Here is an 18,100-nt window from a genome sequence, read left to right as displayed (position 1 = left end):
ATTAGGTTCGGAATGATTTGTTTCCGAACACATTAGGTTCGGAATGCTTTGTTTCCGAACACATAGGTTCGGAATGATTTGTTTCCGAACACATAGGTTCGGAATGGTTTGCCTTTCGAACTCACTTTAATTAGTAGGTGAATGGAATGAAACGAAGAACAGCACGAGAAAAAGCAGTCCAATGTCTTTTCCAGATTGACATGGCTGAAGTCCCAGTAAAAGAAGCGGTTGCACTCGTCATGGAAGAATCCGAAGAAAACGCGCAATATCTGCGCTATCTTCTTGACGGTGTATTGACACACTTGACCGAGATTGATGCGGAAATTAAGAAGTATCTGCGTGGCTGGCAATTGGAGCGAATTGCCAATGTTGATCGCGCTATTCTTCGTCTGGCTTTCTATGAGATCATGTTTGAAGCAGAAACTCCTGATAAGGTCGTTATGAACGAAGCGATTGAAATTGCCAAGCTGTTTAGCGATGAACAGTCCCATCGGTATATCAACGGCGTCTTGTCCAGCTTCTTGCAGACTCGTGAGACGGCACAGGCGTAACAGGCAGGAGATACAGGCATGACTAAGGTAATGTTGGGCATTGATACGAGCAATTACCGGACATCATTGTGCTTGGCTCAGGAAGACGGCCGGATTGTAGCAGAAGCAAAACGCCTTCTGAAAGTAAAGGAAGGAAAGCGCGGTCTGCAGCAATCTGAAGCCGTCTTTCAGCATGTGATGAACTTGCCGGAACTAAGTGAGCAAATGAAGTGGATGGACTACGAAATCGAAGCGATATGCGTCAGTGAAAAGCCGCGCCCTGTTGATCAGTCGTATATGCCCGTCTTTAAAGTAGGCGAAGGGTTGGCGAAATCACTAGCGACGTATTTGCGTGTTCCGCTCCATCTCACTACACATCAGGAAGGACACGTTGCGGCGGGGGAATACACAGCGGCAGAACGCCCTGCACAGAACCGCTTTTTAGCTGTACACCTATCAGGGGGAACAAGCGAATTGCTTCTATGCGATCGCAATGCTTCGGGCTATGCAATTGAAAAAGTAGGAGGAACCATTGACCTTCACGCAGGACAATTGGTAGACCGTATAGGTGTCGCGCTGGGTATGTCATTTCCGGCTGGTCCTCATTTGGAGGAGCTTGCTAAACAATCAACAGGCGAATTTCGTGTATCCTCTGCGGTCGATGGATTGACTTTTAGTTTTTCAGGTCCAGAAGCCGCGTTGTTGCGCGCGCTCGAAGCAGGCAAGGCGAGTCATGCGGATATCGCTCGTGCCACAGAACAATGCATAGCCAATACGTTGGAAAAAGCACTCAGAAATGCGGTTGAACAAGGCTTGCCCAAAGACATCCTCATCGTTGGTGGAGTCGCTGCAAACCAGTACATGCGAGAGCGCTTGATCAAACGTTTGGAGCACCCCGCCGTGAAAGCAAAGCTGTTTTTTTGTGATCCTGTTTACTCGGGGGATAATGCTTACGGAGTTGCTATGCTTGGTTGGATGAAGCAAAAGACGAACATTAAAGAATCTTGAACTTTTTATGATTCGGCTTTACAGCTACTCGTTAAATCGGTACACTAAAGGTATCGACGTAAATGAAGGAGGCTTTTTCTCCATGGCTGCAACCATTCTCCAAGGAAAAGAAGTAGCACAAAGTATCCGCGCCGAGTTGGCGTGGGAAGTGGCAGATTTGAAAGAACAGGGGATTGTTCCTGGTTTGACTGTTGTCTTGGTGGGAGACGATCCCGCATCTCATTCGTATGTACGTGGAAAGTCAAAGGGCTGTGAGGAAGTCGGTATACGCTCCGAGTTGATTTTGAAGGACGCTGCGACTACAGAGGAAGAATTATTGGCGATTATTCAGCAATTGAACGAAAATCCGAACGTTAGCGGGATTTTGGTTCAACTCCCTCTGCCAGCTCACATCTCGGAGAGTGCTGTTATCGAAGCTATCCATCCGGAAAAAGACGTGGATGGTTTTCACCCAATCAGTGTCGGCAACATGGTACTGGGGAATGAAACGATGCTACCGTGTACACCACACGGCATTATTGAATTGATTAAGCGCACAGGAACCAACATCGCAGGCAAGAATGCTGTTGTTATTGGTCGGAGCAATATTGTCGGTAAGCCTGTCTCCTTGTTATTGCAGCAGGAAAATGCGACGGTCACTATGTGTCATTCACGTACGGAAAACCTGGTGGAGCATACAAGAAATGCTGATATTCTCGTAGTGGCTACCGGTAAGGCGCATATGATCGGAAAAGAACACGTGAAACCAGGTGCAGTTGTGATTGACGTAGGGGTTAACCGCATTGAGACAGGAAAACTGGTAGGCGACGTCAAATTTGACGAAGTAAAAGAAGTAGCAGGCTTCTTGACGCCAGTTCCTGGAGGCGTAGGCCCGATGACGATCACCATGCTTTTGAAAAACACGGTTACAGCAGCAAGAAAGCAAGCAAAACGATAAACAGTACCTGCTACTTTGGAAATGGATAGGGCGCTCGCTGCTTTATCCTTTTCCTTTTTATACAGATAAGAATTTATAAATTCTTATCCAGTATAAGTGCACCGCGGCTCCGCCAAAAGGCATGGCGCAGCCAGGTTTTCTAAGAGGAGGGGCGTATGGCTGTTCAAAACATTTTATCTGTCAGTGATTTAAACCGCTTTATTAAACTTGTGCTGGAAAAAGAAACACTTTTGCAAGATGTTTGGGTGAGGGGAGAAATCTCCAACTTTACTCACCATTCCAGCGGACATATGTATTTTACCCTAAAGGATAAAACCTCGCGGATCAAGGTTGTAATGTTTGCAAGCTATAACCGTTTCTTACGCTTCATCCCCAAAGATGGAACCAAGACGATTGTACGTGGTTCGATTTCTGCATTTGAAAGGGACGGAGCATATCAGCTTTATGCCAAGGAGATGCAGCCGGACGGTCTGGGATCTCTTTATTTGGCTTTTGAACAATTAAAAGAAAAACTGGCGGGAGAAGGACTATTTGCGGCAGAAAGAAAACGGGTGCTCCCACGATTTCCTAAAAAAGTAGGGGTTGTGACCTCACCGACAGGGGCAGCGATACGCGACATTTGCACGACGATTCGTCGGCGTTTTCCTCAGGCACAAATCGTTTTGGCTCCAGCGGTGGTACAGGGTGTAGAGGCACCGGCTTCCATTATTTCGGCCATTCGGATCATGAATCAGCAGACAGATATCGACGTGTTGATTGTCGGCCGCGGCGGAGGATCTATCGAAGAGCTGTGGGCGTTCAATGACGAGCATGTCGCTCGTGCGATTGCTTCGTCCGTCATTCCTGTGATTTCTGCAGTCGGGCACGAAACAGATGTGACGATCGCCGACTTTGTGGCGGATGTCAGGGCAGCGACACCTACTGCTGCGGCAGAGTTGGCCGTTCCGCATTACCTGGAGTGGGTAGAGCGGGTCAAGCAATTTGACAGCCGCATCTATCGGGCGGTTCAAAACCGGATCAGCACGGAGCGAAAACGATTGGAACGATTGAGTAACTCTTATGCGATGAGGCAGCCAGAGCGGCGTCTCGAGGAAGCAGCCGAGCGTCTGGACCGGGCACATTTGCGGATGCGACAGTCGATGAAACACCTTTTGGAACGAAGACGCGAGCGATATGATCGGATTGCAGGTCAATTCAAACGGTACCGCTTGGCGGATCAAATTGGAGAGCGGCGAAAACATGTAGCAACGTTTCGCGCCCGTCTGGATGAACGAATTCGTAGGCATCTGACCCAAAAGCAAATGACGTTTTCCTCTCGTGTTGCTCAATTAGATGCGTTGAGTCCGCTTAAGGTCATGCAGCGTGGTTTTTCCTTGGTTTATACGGGAGAAACACTGATAAAATCCGTAGAGCAATTTGCTCCCGGAGATGAGCTCATGGTACGATTAAGAGATGGTAGTGCGACTGCACGCGTGGAACAGATCAATCGGGAGGAGAAACACAATGGCTCGCAAGAAAACAGACCAAGAGACTGACATGCAGTTTGAAGAAGCGATGAAGCGGCTGGAAGAGGTTGTGAATCGTTTGGAAGAAGGAGAAATTCCTTTGGAAGAGGCAATCACTCTGTATCAGGAAGGGGTTACCCTCTCCCGAATTTGCGGCCAGAAGCTGGATGCCATTGAAGCCAAGATCGTACAGCTGGTGGAAGAGGACGGACAACTTAAGCAAAAGGCTTTTCGTGTGGAAGGGGAATGATGATCGCAGTGGACACCTTCCAAACCTATTTACAGAACAAGATCGCCTATATTGAGGAGAACCTGATCCCGGCTTTGGAGAAACAAGGCGTACCTTCTTCTTTGTATGAATCCATGAAGTATTCGCTTATGGCAGGCGGCAAGAGACTGCGTCCAATGCTGGTGCTGGCGGTGCTTGAAGCGCTGGACAAGCCGATTGAGCGAGGGATACCTTTTGCTGTCGCTTTGGAAATGATACATACGTACTCACTTATCCACGATGATTTGCCTGCCATGGATGATGATGATCTACGACGTGGCAAACCAACCAACCATAAGGTGTATGGGGAAGCTACGGCCATTTTGGCAGGGGATGCTCTGTTGACTCGCGCTTTTTCCCATATCGCCGAAGCCTACCAAGTCCACTCAGATGTATCGCCGGCTACGATCGTTGGGTTGATTGCCGAGCTGGGCAAACGCGCGGGGGCAAAAGGGATGGTCGGAGGACAAATGGCTGACATCGAGGGTGAGACCAAGCAGCTTAATCTAGAGCAACTGGAGTTCATTCATCAGCACAAAACGGGAGATCTGCTCATTGCAGCATTGCGTGGGGGCGGATACTTGGCCGAGGCCAGTGAAGCACAGATGGATGCTTTGACACGATATGGCGTCTGCATTGGACTGGCTTTCCAGATTCAGGATGATATTCTCAATGTGGAAGGCGACGCTGCCGAATTGGGCAAGGCAGTTGGCAGCGATGCGGATCGCCAAAAAGCAACCTATCCGTCGCTTTTAGGACTGGCAGAATCAAAGGCACGCCTTGTCTCCTTGATTGAAGAAGCAAAAAAAGCCTTGGTGGACGCAGGAATCGAACATTCTGCGCTGAGTCCCTTGGCTGACTATGTGCGCAATCGGAACAAATAGGTGAAGAAGCTGGCTTCCCACTGGGAAAAGCCAGCTTTTATTTTTGAGGTCCGCTTTACAAGCGCTTGTCATCTACGCTATCCAGCCAGCTTTGAATCTCGCCGATGACAGATTCTATGCAGCCATCTTCAAAAGGAGAGTACAGTTTTGCGACAGCAACCAGTTCCGTGAACGATTTACTGCCGCCCTCCCTGCACAGCATGAGGTAGTCTGACCAGGCCTGTTTTTTATTTTCTTGGGCACGCTTCCAAAATTGAAAGGCGCAAATTTGCGCAAGCGTGTAGTCAATGTAATAAAATGGGTCGCGGAAAATGTGGGCTTGCTGTTGCCAAAAGCCCCCCTCCTCCAAAAACGCATTCTCATCGTAGTTTCGGTAAGGAAGGTATTTCCTTTCGATTTCGCGCCAGATGTGCTTTCGCTCCTGTGGTGTCATTTCCGGATTTTCATAAATAGCGTGCTGGAACTCATCAACGGCTACGCCATACGGAATAAATGTGAGCGATGTGCTTAAGTGAGCGAATTTGTACTTTTGGGTGTCCTCCAAAAAGAATTGCTCCATCCAAGGCCAGGTCAAAAATTCCATGCTCATCGAGTGAATCTCGCAAGCCTCATACGTAGGGAAATGATATTCAGGCACTTCGAAACCGCGACTTACATAAACTTGAAAGGCATGTCCGGCTTCGTGAGTCAACACATCAATATCACCAGATGTTCCATTAAAGTTGGAGAAGATGAAGGGCAGTTTGTAGTGACTGATATATGTACAGTAGCCGCCAGTAGCCTTCCCTTTTTTGCTGATGAGCTCCAGACAATCATTTTCCAGCATGAAAGTAAAAAATTCGTCCGTTTCGGGAGATAATTCCGCATACATCTTTTTTCCGTTTTCTACAATCCACTCCGGCGAACCTTTAGGTGTAGGATTGCCTGTAGCGAATTCAAAAGCCAAATCGTAATACTTGATAGTATCGACACCGATCCGCTCGCGTTGCCGCTCTATGAGCTTTGTGGCAGCGGGAACGATTCTCTCTAGTACCTGGCGGCGGAAATTGGCTACCATGTCCGAAGTGTAGTCTGTACGATTTAATCTGGCATAAGCCAGTTCCACGAAGTTGGCAAATCCGAGCTTTTTGGCAATGCGTGAACGAACCTTTACCAAGCTGTCAAAAATGCGATCCAATTCTTCTGTATGCGTACGCAAGAAGTCGTACTTGGCTTCATTTGCTCTTTTTCGCATCTGTCTGTCCGTGGATGTTTGAAAGGGGAATAGCTGAGGGAGAGTTCGTTCTTGCCCTTCAAACTCGATCTTGGCAGAAGCGATCAAGGCGGTGTATTGGCTGGACAAACGATTTTCTTCCTGCAAGTCATTGACCACTTCGGGCGAAAACGTTCGCAATGTTGATTCAGCAATGCGAAACAACTGAACGCCCCATTTGTTTTCCAACTCGGGGCGGAAAGCGGAGTGGACGATTGCTTCATAGTAACGAGCAACAATCCCTTGATATACGGGACCTGCTTCATCCCAGTAATCTTGTTCATCCTTGTAAAAAGGGTCCTCTGTGTTGACGGTGTGACGAATTTGGGCCACCTCACGAGCGGATTCTACCTCTTGGCGCAGTTCAATTAGCTGTCCCATCACCTTGTCTTGTTCTTCGAAGCTTGCTGCGTTTTGAAAGGCTTGCAACAAATTTGTAAATTGTTGCTCGATCTTCTCCATATCTACCCGCTTGTATACAATTTCTGAGAATTTCATTGGGATTCCACCTCGCTTTCTCGTATTTGCCGATCCATTTTATTTTAACAGAAAATGGGTGTATTTGGCAGAACAATAGCAGGTAGTGAGGAAAAGTGGTGTTTTTATTAAGAAACCGTTATAATGAATCAAGTTGAAATTATACGGAGTCTAAGGCTTTACGTAATGGAAGGAAGCCGAGTTTTCCATGGGCTGGATTGAATTGCAGCATGCACAATCGCCGGAGAACGAACAGTTGAAAGTGAGGAATACCAAATGCTGCTTACTACTATAAATGATCCTCAAGACCTGAAAAAGTGCACAATGCCGCAGCTATTTACGCTGGCCACTGAGATCAGGCAATTTCTTGTAGAAACACTGTCTAAGACAGGGGGACACCTAGCTCCCAATCTGGGAGTAGTCGAGCTGACAATAGCATTGCATTATGTGTTTGACAGCCCTCGGGACAAGCTGATTTGGGATGTCGGGCACCAAGCATATGTACATAAAATGCTGACAGGTCGCCGGGAGATGTTTCCCACACTGCGCCAATACAAAGGCTTGTGCGGTTTTCCGAAGATGGTGGAAAGTCCGCATGACGTATGGGAGACCGGACATAGCAGTACATCGTTGTCTGCTGCTATGGGAATGGCTACCGCTCGTGATTTGAAGAAAGAAAAAAATCATGTGGTGGCAGTCATCGGTGATGGTGCCTTGACTGGCGGGATGGCACTTGAAGCTTTGAACCACATCGGACATGAGCGCAAAAATGTAATTGTGGTGCTAAATGACAATGAAATGTCGATTGCTCCAAACGTTGGAGCATTGCACAATTACCTTGGGAAGCTGCGCTCAACGGAAAACTATCAGTGGGCCAAGGACGAGGTGGAAGGACTGCTCAAATCCATTCCTGCTGTAGGCGGCAGGTTGGCAAATATGGCAGAGCGCTTCAAAGACAGCATGAAGTATTTGCTCGTTTCTGGCGTTCTATTCGAGGAATTGGGCTTTACCTACATCGGACCAATTGATGGGCATAACATGGAGCTTTTGCTGGATACGATGAAGACAGCGAAGCAGACAAAAGGTCCTGTTCTGATTCATGCGATTACGAAAAAAGGGAAAGGTTATGCGCCAGCAGAAGCCGACAGAGTCAAGTGGCATGGAATCGGTACCTACAAGATCGAATCGGGCGATACACCGAAGTCGGCACCGACCTATACGTCCGTTTTTGCCGATACGATGATCAAACTGGCTGGTGAAGACAAATCTCTCGTTGCTATAACGCCAGCGATGCCTGCAGGCTCCGGTCTGATTCCATTTGGTCAAAAGTACCCAGATCGCTTGTTTGACGTAGGAATTGCAGAACAGCATGCATGTACGTTTGCTGCAGGCTTGGCTACACAAGGCCTCAAACCGGTGCTGGCTATCTATTCCACATTCCTGCAAAGAGCGTATGACCAATTGATTCATGATGTAGCACGTCAAAAGCTGAATGTCATTTTTGCCGTAGACCGCGCTGGATTGGTCGGAGCAGATGGCGAGACGCATCAAGGTATGTACGACGTGGCTTTCATGCGGATCATCCCGAATATGGTCGTCATGGCTCCAAAAGATGAGAACGAATTGCGCCATATGATGAAAACCGCTGCTGTCTACGACGAAGGTCCGATTTCGTATCGTTATCCTCGCCTTCCAGCGCGTGGTGTTATGCTGGATGAGGAGCTACAGGTCTTGCCGATCGGTAAAGCTGAGATCGTGCGCGAAGGAAAGCATGTGGCGATTCTCTCGTTTGGTCACGTATTTGAAATGGCAGAGCAGGCAGTCAACCAGCTGCAGACAGAAGGAATCAAGCCGATGTTGATTAATGCGCGTTTCTGTAAGCCGCTTGATGAGGAGCTGCTGTTCCGTCTGGCGCAAGAGGGCTTTGACATTGTCACCGTCGAGGAAGGCTCGGAAATGGGCGGTTTCGGTAGTGCGGTCATCGAATGCTACAATCGCGCTGGTTATCACGGCATGAATGTACAGGTTATTGCTGTCCCGGATTATTTTGTTGAGCATGGAAGCGTCAAAGAACAGCGGCAAGAAGTAGGACTCACGGCAGAATTAATTGCTTCTCGTGTGCGTGCCCTGTTACCAATTTCGAAGGGCGTAGTGGAAGCATGAGCATACGAAAAGAACGGATAGATGTACTCTTGGTCGAGAGAGGGCTGTTCGAGACCAGAGAAAAAGCAAAAGCAGCGGTGATGGCTGGCCTGGTACAAGTGGCAAAAGAGCGCTGTGACAAGCCGGGTACCAAATTTGCCGAGGATGTGGCGATTACGGTCAAAGGCGAAGTCCACCCTTATGTCAGTAGGGGTGGCTTGAAGCTGGAAAAAGCGCTAAAAGTATTTGATCTGAATCTCACCGATCGCGTAATGATGGATATCGGAGCCTCCACGGGGGGCTTTACAGATTGTGCGCTGAAGAACGGGGCGCGTCTCGTCTATGCCATTGATGTAGGCTATGGACAGCTCGCGTGGAGCCTGCGACAGGATGAGCGGGTCGTCGTCATGGAGCGGACCAATTTTCGTCACATGGACCCGGATGCCTTTGAAGGGGAAAAGCCTGACGCGGCATCCATCGATGTTTCTTTTATCTCGCTTCGGCTTATCCTCCCCGTCTTGTATCGTTTCCTGAAGCTAGAGGGCGATGTAGTGGCTTTGGTCAAGCCGCAATTTGAAGCTGGAAAAGAAAAGGTCGGAAAGAACGGAATTGTTCGTGAGCCAGAAATTCACGAAGCCGTACTGACCGATATTGGACAATTTGCCAGCAGTTTAGGCTTTGCTTTGAAAGGGTTAGACTTTTCTCCGATTACCGGGGGAGAAGGAAACATTGAATTCGTGATGCATTTGAAAAAAAGTGATGGTGGCATGGATTTGGAAAGCTGGTACCAATGCGTGTCAGAGGTAGTCGCATCTGCCCATGCAAAGCTGAAATAGCAAAGAAAAACAAAGCCTCGGGCGTACAACTGGAATCGAGGCTTTTTATTTATGCACGAAAAGTTGTATACTTGTATAAGGATTTCCAACCAACCGGTTTGGGGTGGGCCATGTGAAAAAAATTGGAATTATAGCGAACAAAGGGAAACCGGAGGCTCGCATCGTTGCCAGGGAGCTATTGTACCTGATTGAAGTCAGGGGAGCACAGGTCTTCCTGGACGAAAATATTGCATCTGATCTGGGCCGTGCTGACCTGAGAGCAACTGTGGAAGAGATGGGGAACCAAGCCGATCTGGTATGTGTATTGGGCGGAGATGGGACCCTCTTGGGAATTGCCAGGCAGCTCGCCGGACGTTCTATTCCTATCTTTGGAATTAATTTAGGGACGCTTGGCTTTTTGTCAGAAGCAGAGCCTGAGCACTTGCCACACGCCGTGGATAATTTGCTCTCAGGAAAGTACGATATAGAAGAGCGGGCTATGCTGGAAGCGTCTCTCGTTCGAAAAGGATCGACATTGGGTTCGTATACTGCTATGAATGACATCGGGATTGCCAAAGGCTCTTTTTGCCGCATTATTCAGTGTGCGGTCTTTCTGGATGACGCCTATGTGGCAACCTTCAGTGGAGATGGAGTCATTGTATCGACACCGACAGGCTCAACAGCTTATTCACTGTCGGCTGGAGGGCCGATTGTCGCGCCGAATGTGGACATGCTATTACTGACACCCGTCGCGCCGCATTCATTGACTGCACGCCCAATGGTTTTGTCCAGCGACCAGGTGATTCGTGTAGAGGTAGACGCCATCCATCAGGAGATGGGTCTGTCCATTGACGGACAGTTTGGCTATCGGCTAGAAGGTGGCGATCACATTTACATCAAAAAGTCTCCTTATGTCACTCCGCTGATCAGGTGGAAAAAAGGCGGCTTCTTTGAGGCAATTCGAACGAAATTACAAGGGGAATGGGAGTAATCCATATGAACAAAGGGCAACGACATATCCGAATCCGGGATATCATCAGCAGTCAAGAGGTAGAAACTCAGGATGAACTGGTGGAGCGTTTGCGGGCTGCAGGATTTAATGTGACCCAAGCTACGGTATCCCGAGACATCAAGGAATTGCATCTGGTAAAGGTGCCCCTTCCAGATGGGCGATATAAGTATTCCATGCCTGCTGAACAAAAGTTCAATCCGCTCCAAAAATTAAGGCGCATGCTGGTCGATTCTTACATCAGCATAGACCAAGCCGATCATTTTATTGTATTGAAAACACTCTCAGGTCATGCGAATGCCGTTGCTGAGCTAATTGATAACCTCCCATGGGAAGAAATCATGGGAACAATCAGCGGTGACAATACCATTCTGATTATTTGTCGTTCCAAAGAAAATACACATGAAGTGACCAAGCGCTTTATGGAAATGCTGTAAAGGTGGTCGCTTGCGATGCTAGTAGAACTTTCTATCCGAAATTTTGCCATCATTAAATCTGTGACCGTCTCATTTCAAAAAGGCCTGAATATCCTGACGGGGGAAACGGGAGCCGGGAAATCCATCATTATTGACGCACTGGGACTGCTTCTTGGAGGTCGTGCATCTGCTGATTTTGTCAGATATGGGGAATCACGGGCGGAAGTAGAGGGATTGTTCGAGCTGCCGATTGGACACCCGGCTCTTGCTGTATGTGCCAATGTTGGGGTGCAGATCGAGCAGGACGGTATGCTGGTGGTGAGAAGGGATATTTCCAATCAGGGAAAAAGTATTATCCGCTTGAACGGACAGTTGGTTACGTTGGCTATGCTCCGTGAGCTTGGACCGTGGTTGGTAACGGTGCATGGACAGCACGATACCCATATGCTGATGCAGTCAGACAAGCACATTAACTGGCTGGACGCTTATGGTGAAGCACAATTGGGTTCTGCCAAGCATGAGTATGGCATGCTGTATTCAGCTTATCGCAGAACAAAACAGGACCTCGAGCGGATGGCTCGTAATGAACGGGAGCTCGTCCAGCGAATTGATCTGTTGCAATATCAATTAAACGAAATTGAATCCGCTACGCTGACACCAGGCGAGGATGACAAGCTCTTGGCACAACGGAAAAAGTGGATGAACATTGAAAAAGTTTACTCGACTATGCAGGATGCGTATCGCTCCTTGCACGGAGACCAAAAAGGCATGGATTGGCTAGGGCATGCGATGGGTGATTTAGAACGCATCGTAGGGTATGAAGAACAGCTTGTTCCCATTTTGGAAACGGTACAGAATGCGTATTACCAGATCGAGGATGTCGTGCATCAGCTGCGACAGCTATCGTACCAAATGGATTTCGAGCCTGAGCAGTTGGCAGAGGTAGAGCGCAGGCTGGATCAAATCCAATCTTTGAAACGCAAGTACGGGAAAAGCGTAGATGATATTCTCGAATACGCTGCGACGATACAGGATGAGCTGGACGAGATGCACCATTACGAAGATCGACTGCAACAAGTCGAGAAACGTTTAACCGAGCTTGCAGCTGATCTGGCGGTAGAAGCGCAGGAATTGTCTGTCATTCGTCACGAATGTGCGGGCAAGCTGGCCCAAGAGATCGAGCAGCAGCTAAAAGAATTACATATGGAACGAGCCCGTTTTGCCATCGATGTGAGACAAACACCGGACGAGGACGGGGTCGAGATAGACGGAATCAAGCGGCAGGTGGATGCGAATGGGATGGATCAGATTGAATTTCTCATTTCCCCCAATCCCGGAGAGCCGCTACGTCCGTTAGCCAAAATTGCTTCCGGCGGTGAGTTGTCCCGGGTCATGCTGGCGATCAAAACGATTTTGGCAGGTACGGATCAGGTGGAGACACTGATCTTTGATGAGGTTGACACTGGAGTAAGTGGACGTGCAGCTCAGGCAATTGCGGAAAAACTGGCTCGCGTAGCCGGGCAGCGCCAAGTCTTGTGCATCACTCATTTACCGCAGGTTGCCTCGATGGCTGATGCTCATTTTCTGATCAAAAAAGAAATGAGCGAATTTGAGACGATGACCATGGTAACGAGGTTATCTGATGACGAAAGGGTTACCGAACTGGCACGCATGCTTAGCGGAGCCGAGGTGACTGCAAAAACAGAAGAACATGCACGCGAGATGATTTCCCTCGGTCGCGAAAGAAAGGCTGTCAACTAAAGCCATGTTGACAGTCTTTTTTTGTGTAAAAAACGTGATGTGCCCGTTATAATTTCCTGACATAATCCGTTGATCGCAAGGCAACATTATAGGTACACAAGGTGGAGGTGTTTCTTTGTAGGTGTAGGTAGGGAACGGTAGGAGTGATTGCTGGTGATCCGACAAAACAAAAGAAAATGGATGGGAAGTCTCCTTCTCCTCATCACGGCTTTGGTCGTGAGTTCCACCCCGTTCCGCGATCTGTCATCCTTTCCCCGTGAATTGCGACTGATGGAAGGGTCCCTCGAACAGTTGCGCGTTTCCGTGCCAGTCATGGGCACTCTGATCAACAGCAATCCCGACATACTGCACGTCAATGGGACAGAAGCGCGAGAAGTATCCGTTGATTTAAGCAAGCCAATGTCCGTTGAGCCTCGTCGGGCTGGCGAAGCCAATTTGCAGGTAAAGTGGCGAAACATTCCGCTGACAGCCGTGAAAGTTAACGTATTACCAGATTTGCGACTGTACCCCGGTGGACAATCGATTGGGGTAAAGCTACAAACGGCAGGTGTACTCGTTGTCGGTCACCATTTGGTAGACAATGGTAAAACGAAATTCTCTCCTGGCGAACAAGCCGGTGTTCATGCAGGCGATATGATCATTAAGATGAATGATCTGTACATCAACGACATGAATGATGTGAAAAAGCTGATCAATGAAGCAGGAAAGAAAAACAATCCCGTTCAACTGCTCGTCGTACGTGGGAAGGAAAAGCTAAATCTTACTTTGCACCCTGCAAAGGATCAAAAAGATCATGAATATCGGATGGGACTCTACATTCGTGATTCTGCCGCGGGCGTTGGAACACTCACGTTTTACGATCCTGGCTCCAAAGCTTATGGAGCGCTGGGACATGTGATCTCTGACGTCGATACCGGACAAGCTATCGTCGTAGGTGACGGGCAGATTGTGCAGGCGAGTGTGACCTCAATCGAAAAAGGACAAAGTGGTAATCCTGGAGAAAAGTTTGCTCGCTTTTATAATGAGAGTGAAGTTCTGGGCAATATCACCAAGAATACGCCCTTTGGTATTTTTGGGAGGATGAAAGACGAGCCTAAACGCAGCTTTTATGACCAACCACTGCCGATCGCTTTAGCGGAACAGGTAGAAGAAGGTCCCGCGAAGATCTTGACCGTGGTCAATGGGCAAAAAGTGGAAGAGTTCGATATCGAGATCATGAACGTGATCAAACAGCATTTTCCTGCTACCAAAGGATTAATTATTAAAGTGACGGACAAACGTCTTTTGGAGAAGACAGGCGGCATCGTACAAGGAATGAGCGGCAGTCCCATTATTCAAAAAGGGAAGATCGTCGGCGCTGTTACACATGTGTTTGTAAACGATCCAACGTCTGGCTATGGCTGCTATATCGAGTGGATGCTCCAGGATGCCGGGATCAATGTGCGTAATGCTCCAGAGTCTCAGTCCAAGGTAACAACGGATAAGGCTGCCTGAATACGACGAGCCGTCACGCACGTGAGCGAGGCGGCTTTTTCCTTTTGGGACTCGGCCCTTTGCCGAAACGATATGTTCTTTGTCGAAATATCGGTTAAATCATTCAATCTTTCGTCATAAGCAGGAATGGATATCGGTTTGTCGAATTATTTTTGTAGTGAAAAGATGGGATGGACTTATCCTTTTAGAATTTTTCAACCTCTAGAATGCCACCTTCTTTCCAAAAGACCGTCCATTGTTAGGAGGAACGACTTTGAGCAAGATTGAAGTGTTGTTGGCTGATGATAACCGAGAATTTGTGAATCTGTTAGAAGAGTACATCAGTAGCCAGTATGACATGAATGTTGTTGGGGTGGCTTACAACGGTAATGAGGTAGTCCGTTTGCTTCAAGAGCGGGTACCTGACGTCCTGATTCTTGACATCATCATGCCACATCTAGATGGCTTGGCTGTATTGGAGCAGATTCAGGCGATGCGTCTCTCCCCGCAGCCTAAAATTATTATGTTAACGGCATTTGGCCAGGAAGAAATTACGAAGAAGGCGGTTGAACTAGGTGCGGCATACTACATTCTCAAGCCGTTCGACATGGAAGTGCTCGCACAGCGCATCCGTCAAATGATTACTACAAAACAGGCATCCTCTTTTGTTTCTTCTGTCAAACCACAGTCTACTCTGCAGGTGAGAGGACGCAATCTGGATGCAAGCATCACCAGCATTATTCACGAGATTGGAGTTCCTGCGCACATCAAAGGTTATTTGTATTTGCGTGAAGCGATTACGATGGTATACAACGATGTGGAGCTGCTCGGCTCGATTACGAAGGTATTGTATCCGGACATTGCCAAAAAGTTCAATACAACTGCAAGCCGTGTAGAACGTGCTATTCGTCACGCGATCGAGGTAGCATGGTCCCGTGGTAATCTTGACTCCATCTCCAGCTTGTTTGGCTACACGATCTCCAACACCAAGGCGAAGCCGACCAACAGTGAATTCATTGCCATGGTGGCGGACAAGCTGCGGATTGAGGCGAAGATTAGCTGAGAGTAAGTGAGAAATGGTTGGATGATTGAGAAATCTAGGGCATTAGCTATTCAGGGCTAATGCCCTTTTCTTTATACGGTGAAAAACTGAACTCGATAGCCTGTCTAGGAATTATTCGATAGATGTGGTTAAAATTGGTATAATTACTTGGCGGATTGGAATGAAAAAGACATTGGATTTTAGTAGGGGAGAGACCATGAAACTAACTATACTTGTTGATAACAATACACTGATCGATCATTATTTTATCGCGGAACCTGCTTTTTCTGCCTTTATTGAAGCGGATGGGAAAAGAATTTTATTTGATACGGGCTATTCGAACGCTTTTTTAAAAAATGCTCAAAAACTGGCTATTGATTTAAGGAAACTTGATTTTATCGGCCTGTCACACGGTCATGTGGATCATACATGGGGATTATTCCATTTAGCACAACATCATTTTGAGGCGAGGTTGGAAAACCTACCTTTTCATTCACCAACAATTATTGCACACCCACAAGCATTCCAAAGTAAGCTAGTGCCGAATTTGGGGGAGATAGGCAGTATTATTAGTGAACAAAAACTAGCCCATCATTTTCCGATCAAGTTATCGGAGGAGCCTGTATGGCTAACGGAGAATCTGGTGTTTTTAAGTACGATACCCAGATCCTTCGATTTTGAAGGACACGACACAATTGGCTTTTTAGATGATGGAACACCAGACAATCTAATAGATGATACTGCGTTTGTTTATAAAGCAAAAGAGGGCCTGATTATTATCGTTGGCTGTGCGCATGCGGGTATTTGTAATATCGTCGAGTATGCGAAAAAGGTATGTGGCACTGATCGAATTGTCGATATTGTAGGTGGGTTTCATTTACTCCAAACTGAAGAAAACCAATTGGTTAAAACAGTCAATTATTTTGAGCAATTAAAGCCTTTGAAGCTACATGCCTGTCATTGTACGGGTTTGCAAGCAAAAATAGCTCTGGCTAGCGTGACTAATATACAGGAAGTCGGTGTCGGGTTAACGCTGCGCTATTGATGGAATTACGAACTTTTCCTTCTCGGATCAATACGTTAGTAAACGTACGAGGGGTATTTGCATGGTTAATAAGTTTTCGACTCAAATAGAGAGATGGATGTGACCGGTGATTAACGGAGGGAGCTTATGTTTAAAGATATCAGCAGGCTGCAAACCGCATATACTTTCAATGAATTCAATGTCAAATCTGACATCCCTCTATTAGAACAGCTACCTGAATTAAAAGAAGATTTGTTCCAAATTACTGATAAAGATGAGAAGTATACGATTGATATCGGTTGGTATCCATCCATGGATAGTGATGGAGCGTTTAAAATAATTGTTGTGAAAGATAAACAATGGGACTGCCCAGTTTATATGAGAGAAACGAGAGAACTCTAACAACTTGACTACTTTTTCAGTCAGACAATCGACCTCGTGGAGTTGAGGGATTACGCAAATCGATAAGTACAGTCAAAAAGATTAAAACCCCTTGATCGCTCAAGGGGTTTCAAAAGTCAGGCTTGGTCCTTCTTATTCTTATTTCATTAGCATGTTCGATCTACCCGATTGCAAAACCTTTCTCCCTAGACGAGAACGGTAAAAACCGCGTTCGAGCAGACCGAATAGGGAGCCGCTTGTCCAATACAGGCCAAGGGCAACGGGTGCCTTCCAGAGAACCATCAGAAAAACGATCACCATGACCAGGGAGCTGCCCATGCGCTGGATGAGGGAACTATCTGCAGCCATTTCACTGGTCAGTGGAACCATGCTCGTGACAAAGGTGAGCCCTGCTGCGAGTGCGGGCAGGATGTGCCAGGGATCAAACTGTGAAAACGAGGCGACCCAAGGGATAAACGAAGAGGACATCTGTGCCCCATGCGATAAAAACAAACCGTACATCGCCATGAAAATCGGCATTTGCAGGATCGCTGTGGAAAACATCGCTAACGGCTTGACCCCTGCTTTTTTATAAAGATTCATCGTCTCTTCCATAAGTTTCGGTTGATCCGTTTTATATCGCTCCTGAATCAGCTTCAGCTCTGGCCGAATAAACACTTGTAGCACGGTTTGACGCGCTGTCCGCAAGCTGAGAGGAAACAGTAATCCTCTCACGAAAAGCGTAAAGAGAACAATGGCAATACCCCAATCTTGCGCAAATTGAAAGAAAACCTGAAGCAGGGACGCCAATATATCAATAACCGGTTGTACAAATGAATACATGTTCGAATCCTCCTTGTATCGATCTTTGTGTCAAGCGGATACAAGAAGGAGAGCGGTTCTGCATCATCCAGAGAGCGGCTGTGCTCTTTTGGTAAAACTTTGCGGCGGACAAAAAGAATCCTTGGTTTTCCACTTAAGCGGACAGAAATTTCGTCCCGCAGCGGACAATCCAGTTTGCCTTGCAAACGTGCTGCCAGAACAAAAGGCTTTGCGGGTCCGCTAAACAGGTGAGCAACCAGATATCCTGATATACCGAGTGCTAGGAGCAAGAGTGTCATATCCAAAGAAAACTCCAAAGCGTCACCTCCTAAAACCACGAACTTTTCCTTCCTA

The 18,100-nt window shown here is 47.4% G+C and carries 17 protein-coding genes; 15 read left to right on the top strand and 2 right to left on the bottom strand.

Features of this window, described 5'->3' with window-relative positions; translation table 11 throughout:
* Positions 1-146: 146 nt before the first annotated feature.
* From nusB to ACIFQN_RS31955, 6 genes are all read left to right on the top strand, one after another.
* Positions 147-551, top strand: coding sequence for a transcription antitermination factor NusB (gene nusB / locus ACIFQN_RS31980; RefSeq protein ID WP_429837095.1), 405 nt, complete (start codon positions 147-149; stop codon positions 549-551).
* Positions 552-569: 18 nt separating this feature from the next.
* Entirely contained in the window at positions 570-1,538 is a 969-nt protein-coding gene (locus ACIFQN_RS31975) for an O-sialoglycoprotein endopeptidase (protein ID WP_429837094.1), read from the top strand.
* A gap of 82 nt (positions 1,539-1,620) precedes the next feature.
* A complete protein-coding gene (folD, locus tag ACIFQN_RS31970) occupies positions 1,621-2,475 on the top strand; it encodes a bifunctional methylenetetrahydrofolate dehydrogenase/methenyltetrahydrofolate cyclohydrolase FolD (RefSeq protein ID WP_429837093.1) in 855 nt (284 codons plus the stop codon).
* A gap of 155 nt (positions 2,476-2,630) precedes the next feature.
* The gene (xseA, locus tag ACIFQN_RS31965) at positions 2,631-4,010 is read left to right on the top strand and encodes an exodeoxyribonuclease VII large subunit (protein WP_429837092.1); all 1,380 of its coding nucleotides are present in this window, start codon (positions 2,631-2,633) and stop codon (positions 4,008-4,010) included.
* Positions 3,979-4,230, top strand: a complete 252-nt coding sequence (gene xseB / locus ACIFQN_RS31960) for an exodeoxyribonuclease VII small subunit (protein WP_429837091.1) — start codon at positions 3,979-3,981, stop codon at positions 4,228-4,230. Before xseA ends, xseB begins: the two co-directional genes overlap by 32 nt.
* On the top strand, positions 4,230-5,132 hold the full coding sequence (locus ACIFQN_RS31955) for a polyprenyl synthetase family protein (protein ID WP_429837101.1): 903 nt from the start codon (positions 4,230-4,232) through the stop codon (positions 5,130-5,132). The genes xseB and ACIFQN_RS31955 overlap by 1 nt, the downstream gene beginning before the upstream one ends.
* A 55-nt stretch (positions 5,133-5,187) precedes the next feature.
* Here the strand turns inward: ACIFQN_RS31955 and ACIFQN_RS31950 are convergent, their stop codons facing one another.
* Complete coding sequence (locus ACIFQN_RS31950; RefSeq protein WP_429837090.1) at positions 5,188-6,882, bottom strand: M3 family oligoendopeptidase; 1,695 nt, start codon at positions 6,880-6,882, stop codon at positions 5,188-5,190.
* A gap of 255 nt (positions 6,883-7,137) precedes the next feature.
* Between ACIFQN_RS31950 and dxs the strand changes: the two genes are divergently transcribed.
* From dxs to ACIFQN_RS31905, 9 genes are all read left to right on the top strand, one after another.
* Positions 7,138-9,024 (top strand): 1-deoxy-D-xylulose-5-phosphate synthase, encoded by a 1,887-nt coding sequence (dxs, locus tag ACIFQN_RS31945; RefSeq protein WP_429837089.1) that lies wholly within the window; start codon positions 7,138-7,140, stop codon positions 9,022-9,024.
* Complete coding sequence (locus tag ACIFQN_RS31940; protein WP_429837088.1) at positions 9,021-9,839, top strand: TlyA family RNA methyltransferase; 819 nt, start codon at positions 9,021-9,023, stop codon at positions 9,837-9,839. The genes dxs and ACIFQN_RS31940 overlap by 4 nt, the downstream gene beginning before the upstream one ends.
* Positions 9,840-9,951: 112 nt before the next feature.
* Positions 9,952-10,809 (top strand): NAD(+)/NADH kinase, encoded by an 858-nt coding sequence (locus tag ACIFQN_RS31935; protein ID WP_429837087.1) that lies wholly within the window; start codon positions 9,952-9,954, stop codon positions 10,807-10,809.
* A 5-nt stretch (positions 10,810-10,814) separates the two neighbouring features.
* On the top strand, positions 10,815-11,264 hold the full coding sequence (gene ahrC, locus ACIFQN_RS31930) for a transcriptional regulator AhrC/ArgR (protein WP_429837086.1): 450 nt from the start codon (positions 10,815-10,817) through the stop codon (positions 11,262-11,264).
* A gap of 15 nt (positions 11,265-11,279) precedes the next feature.
* A complete protein-coding gene (recN, locus tag ACIFQN_RS31925) occupies positions 11,280-13,004 on the top strand; it encodes a DNA repair protein RecN (protein WP_429837085.1) in 1,725 nt (574 codons plus the stop codon).
* Between the two features lie 153 nt (positions 13,005-13,157).
* A complete protein-coding gene (gene spoIVB, locus ACIFQN_RS31920) occupies positions 13,158-14,498 on the top strand; it encodes a SpoIVB peptidase (RefSeq protein WP_429837084.1) in 1,341 nt (446 codons plus the stop codon).
* Between the two features lie 253 nt (positions 14,499-14,751).
* Entirely contained in the window at positions 14,752-15,540 is a 789-nt protein-coding gene (gene spo0A, locus ACIFQN_RS31915; RefSeq protein ID WP_429837083.1) for a sporulation transcription factor Spo0A, read from the top strand.
* A 196-nt stretch (positions 15,541-15,736) separates the two neighbouring features.
* The gene (locus tag ACIFQN_RS31910; protein ID WP_429837082.1) at positions 15,737-16,564 is read left to right on the top strand and encodes an MBL fold metallo-hydrolase; all 828 of its coding nucleotides are present in this window, start codon (positions 15,737-15,739) and stop codon (positions 16,562-16,564) included.
* A gap of 126 nt (positions 16,565-16,690) precedes the next feature.
* Positions 16,691-16,945: a hypothetical protein gene (locus ACIFQN_RS31905; RefSeq protein WP_429837081.1), complete on the top strand. Its 255-nt coding sequence runs from the start codon at positions 16,691-16,693 to the stop codon at positions 16,943-16,945.
* Positions 16,946-17,083: 138 nt separating this feature from the next.
* On the opposite strand, the gene ACIFQN_RS31900 is transcribed toward ACIFQN_RS31905, so the two are convergent.
* On the bottom strand, positions 17,084-17,767 hold the full coding sequence (locus ACIFQN_RS31900; RefSeq protein WP_429837080.1) for a YidC/Oxa1 family membrane protein insertase: 684 nt from the start codon (positions 17,765-17,767) through the stop codon (positions 17,084-17,086).
* Between the last annotated feature and the right edge of the window lie 333 nt (positions 17,768-18,100).

Source organism: Brevibacillus sp. NRS-1366 (assembly GCF_050467985.1).
Note: the sequence above shows the minus strand (reverse complement) of the source record. Positions and strands in the feature narration are given on the sequence as shown.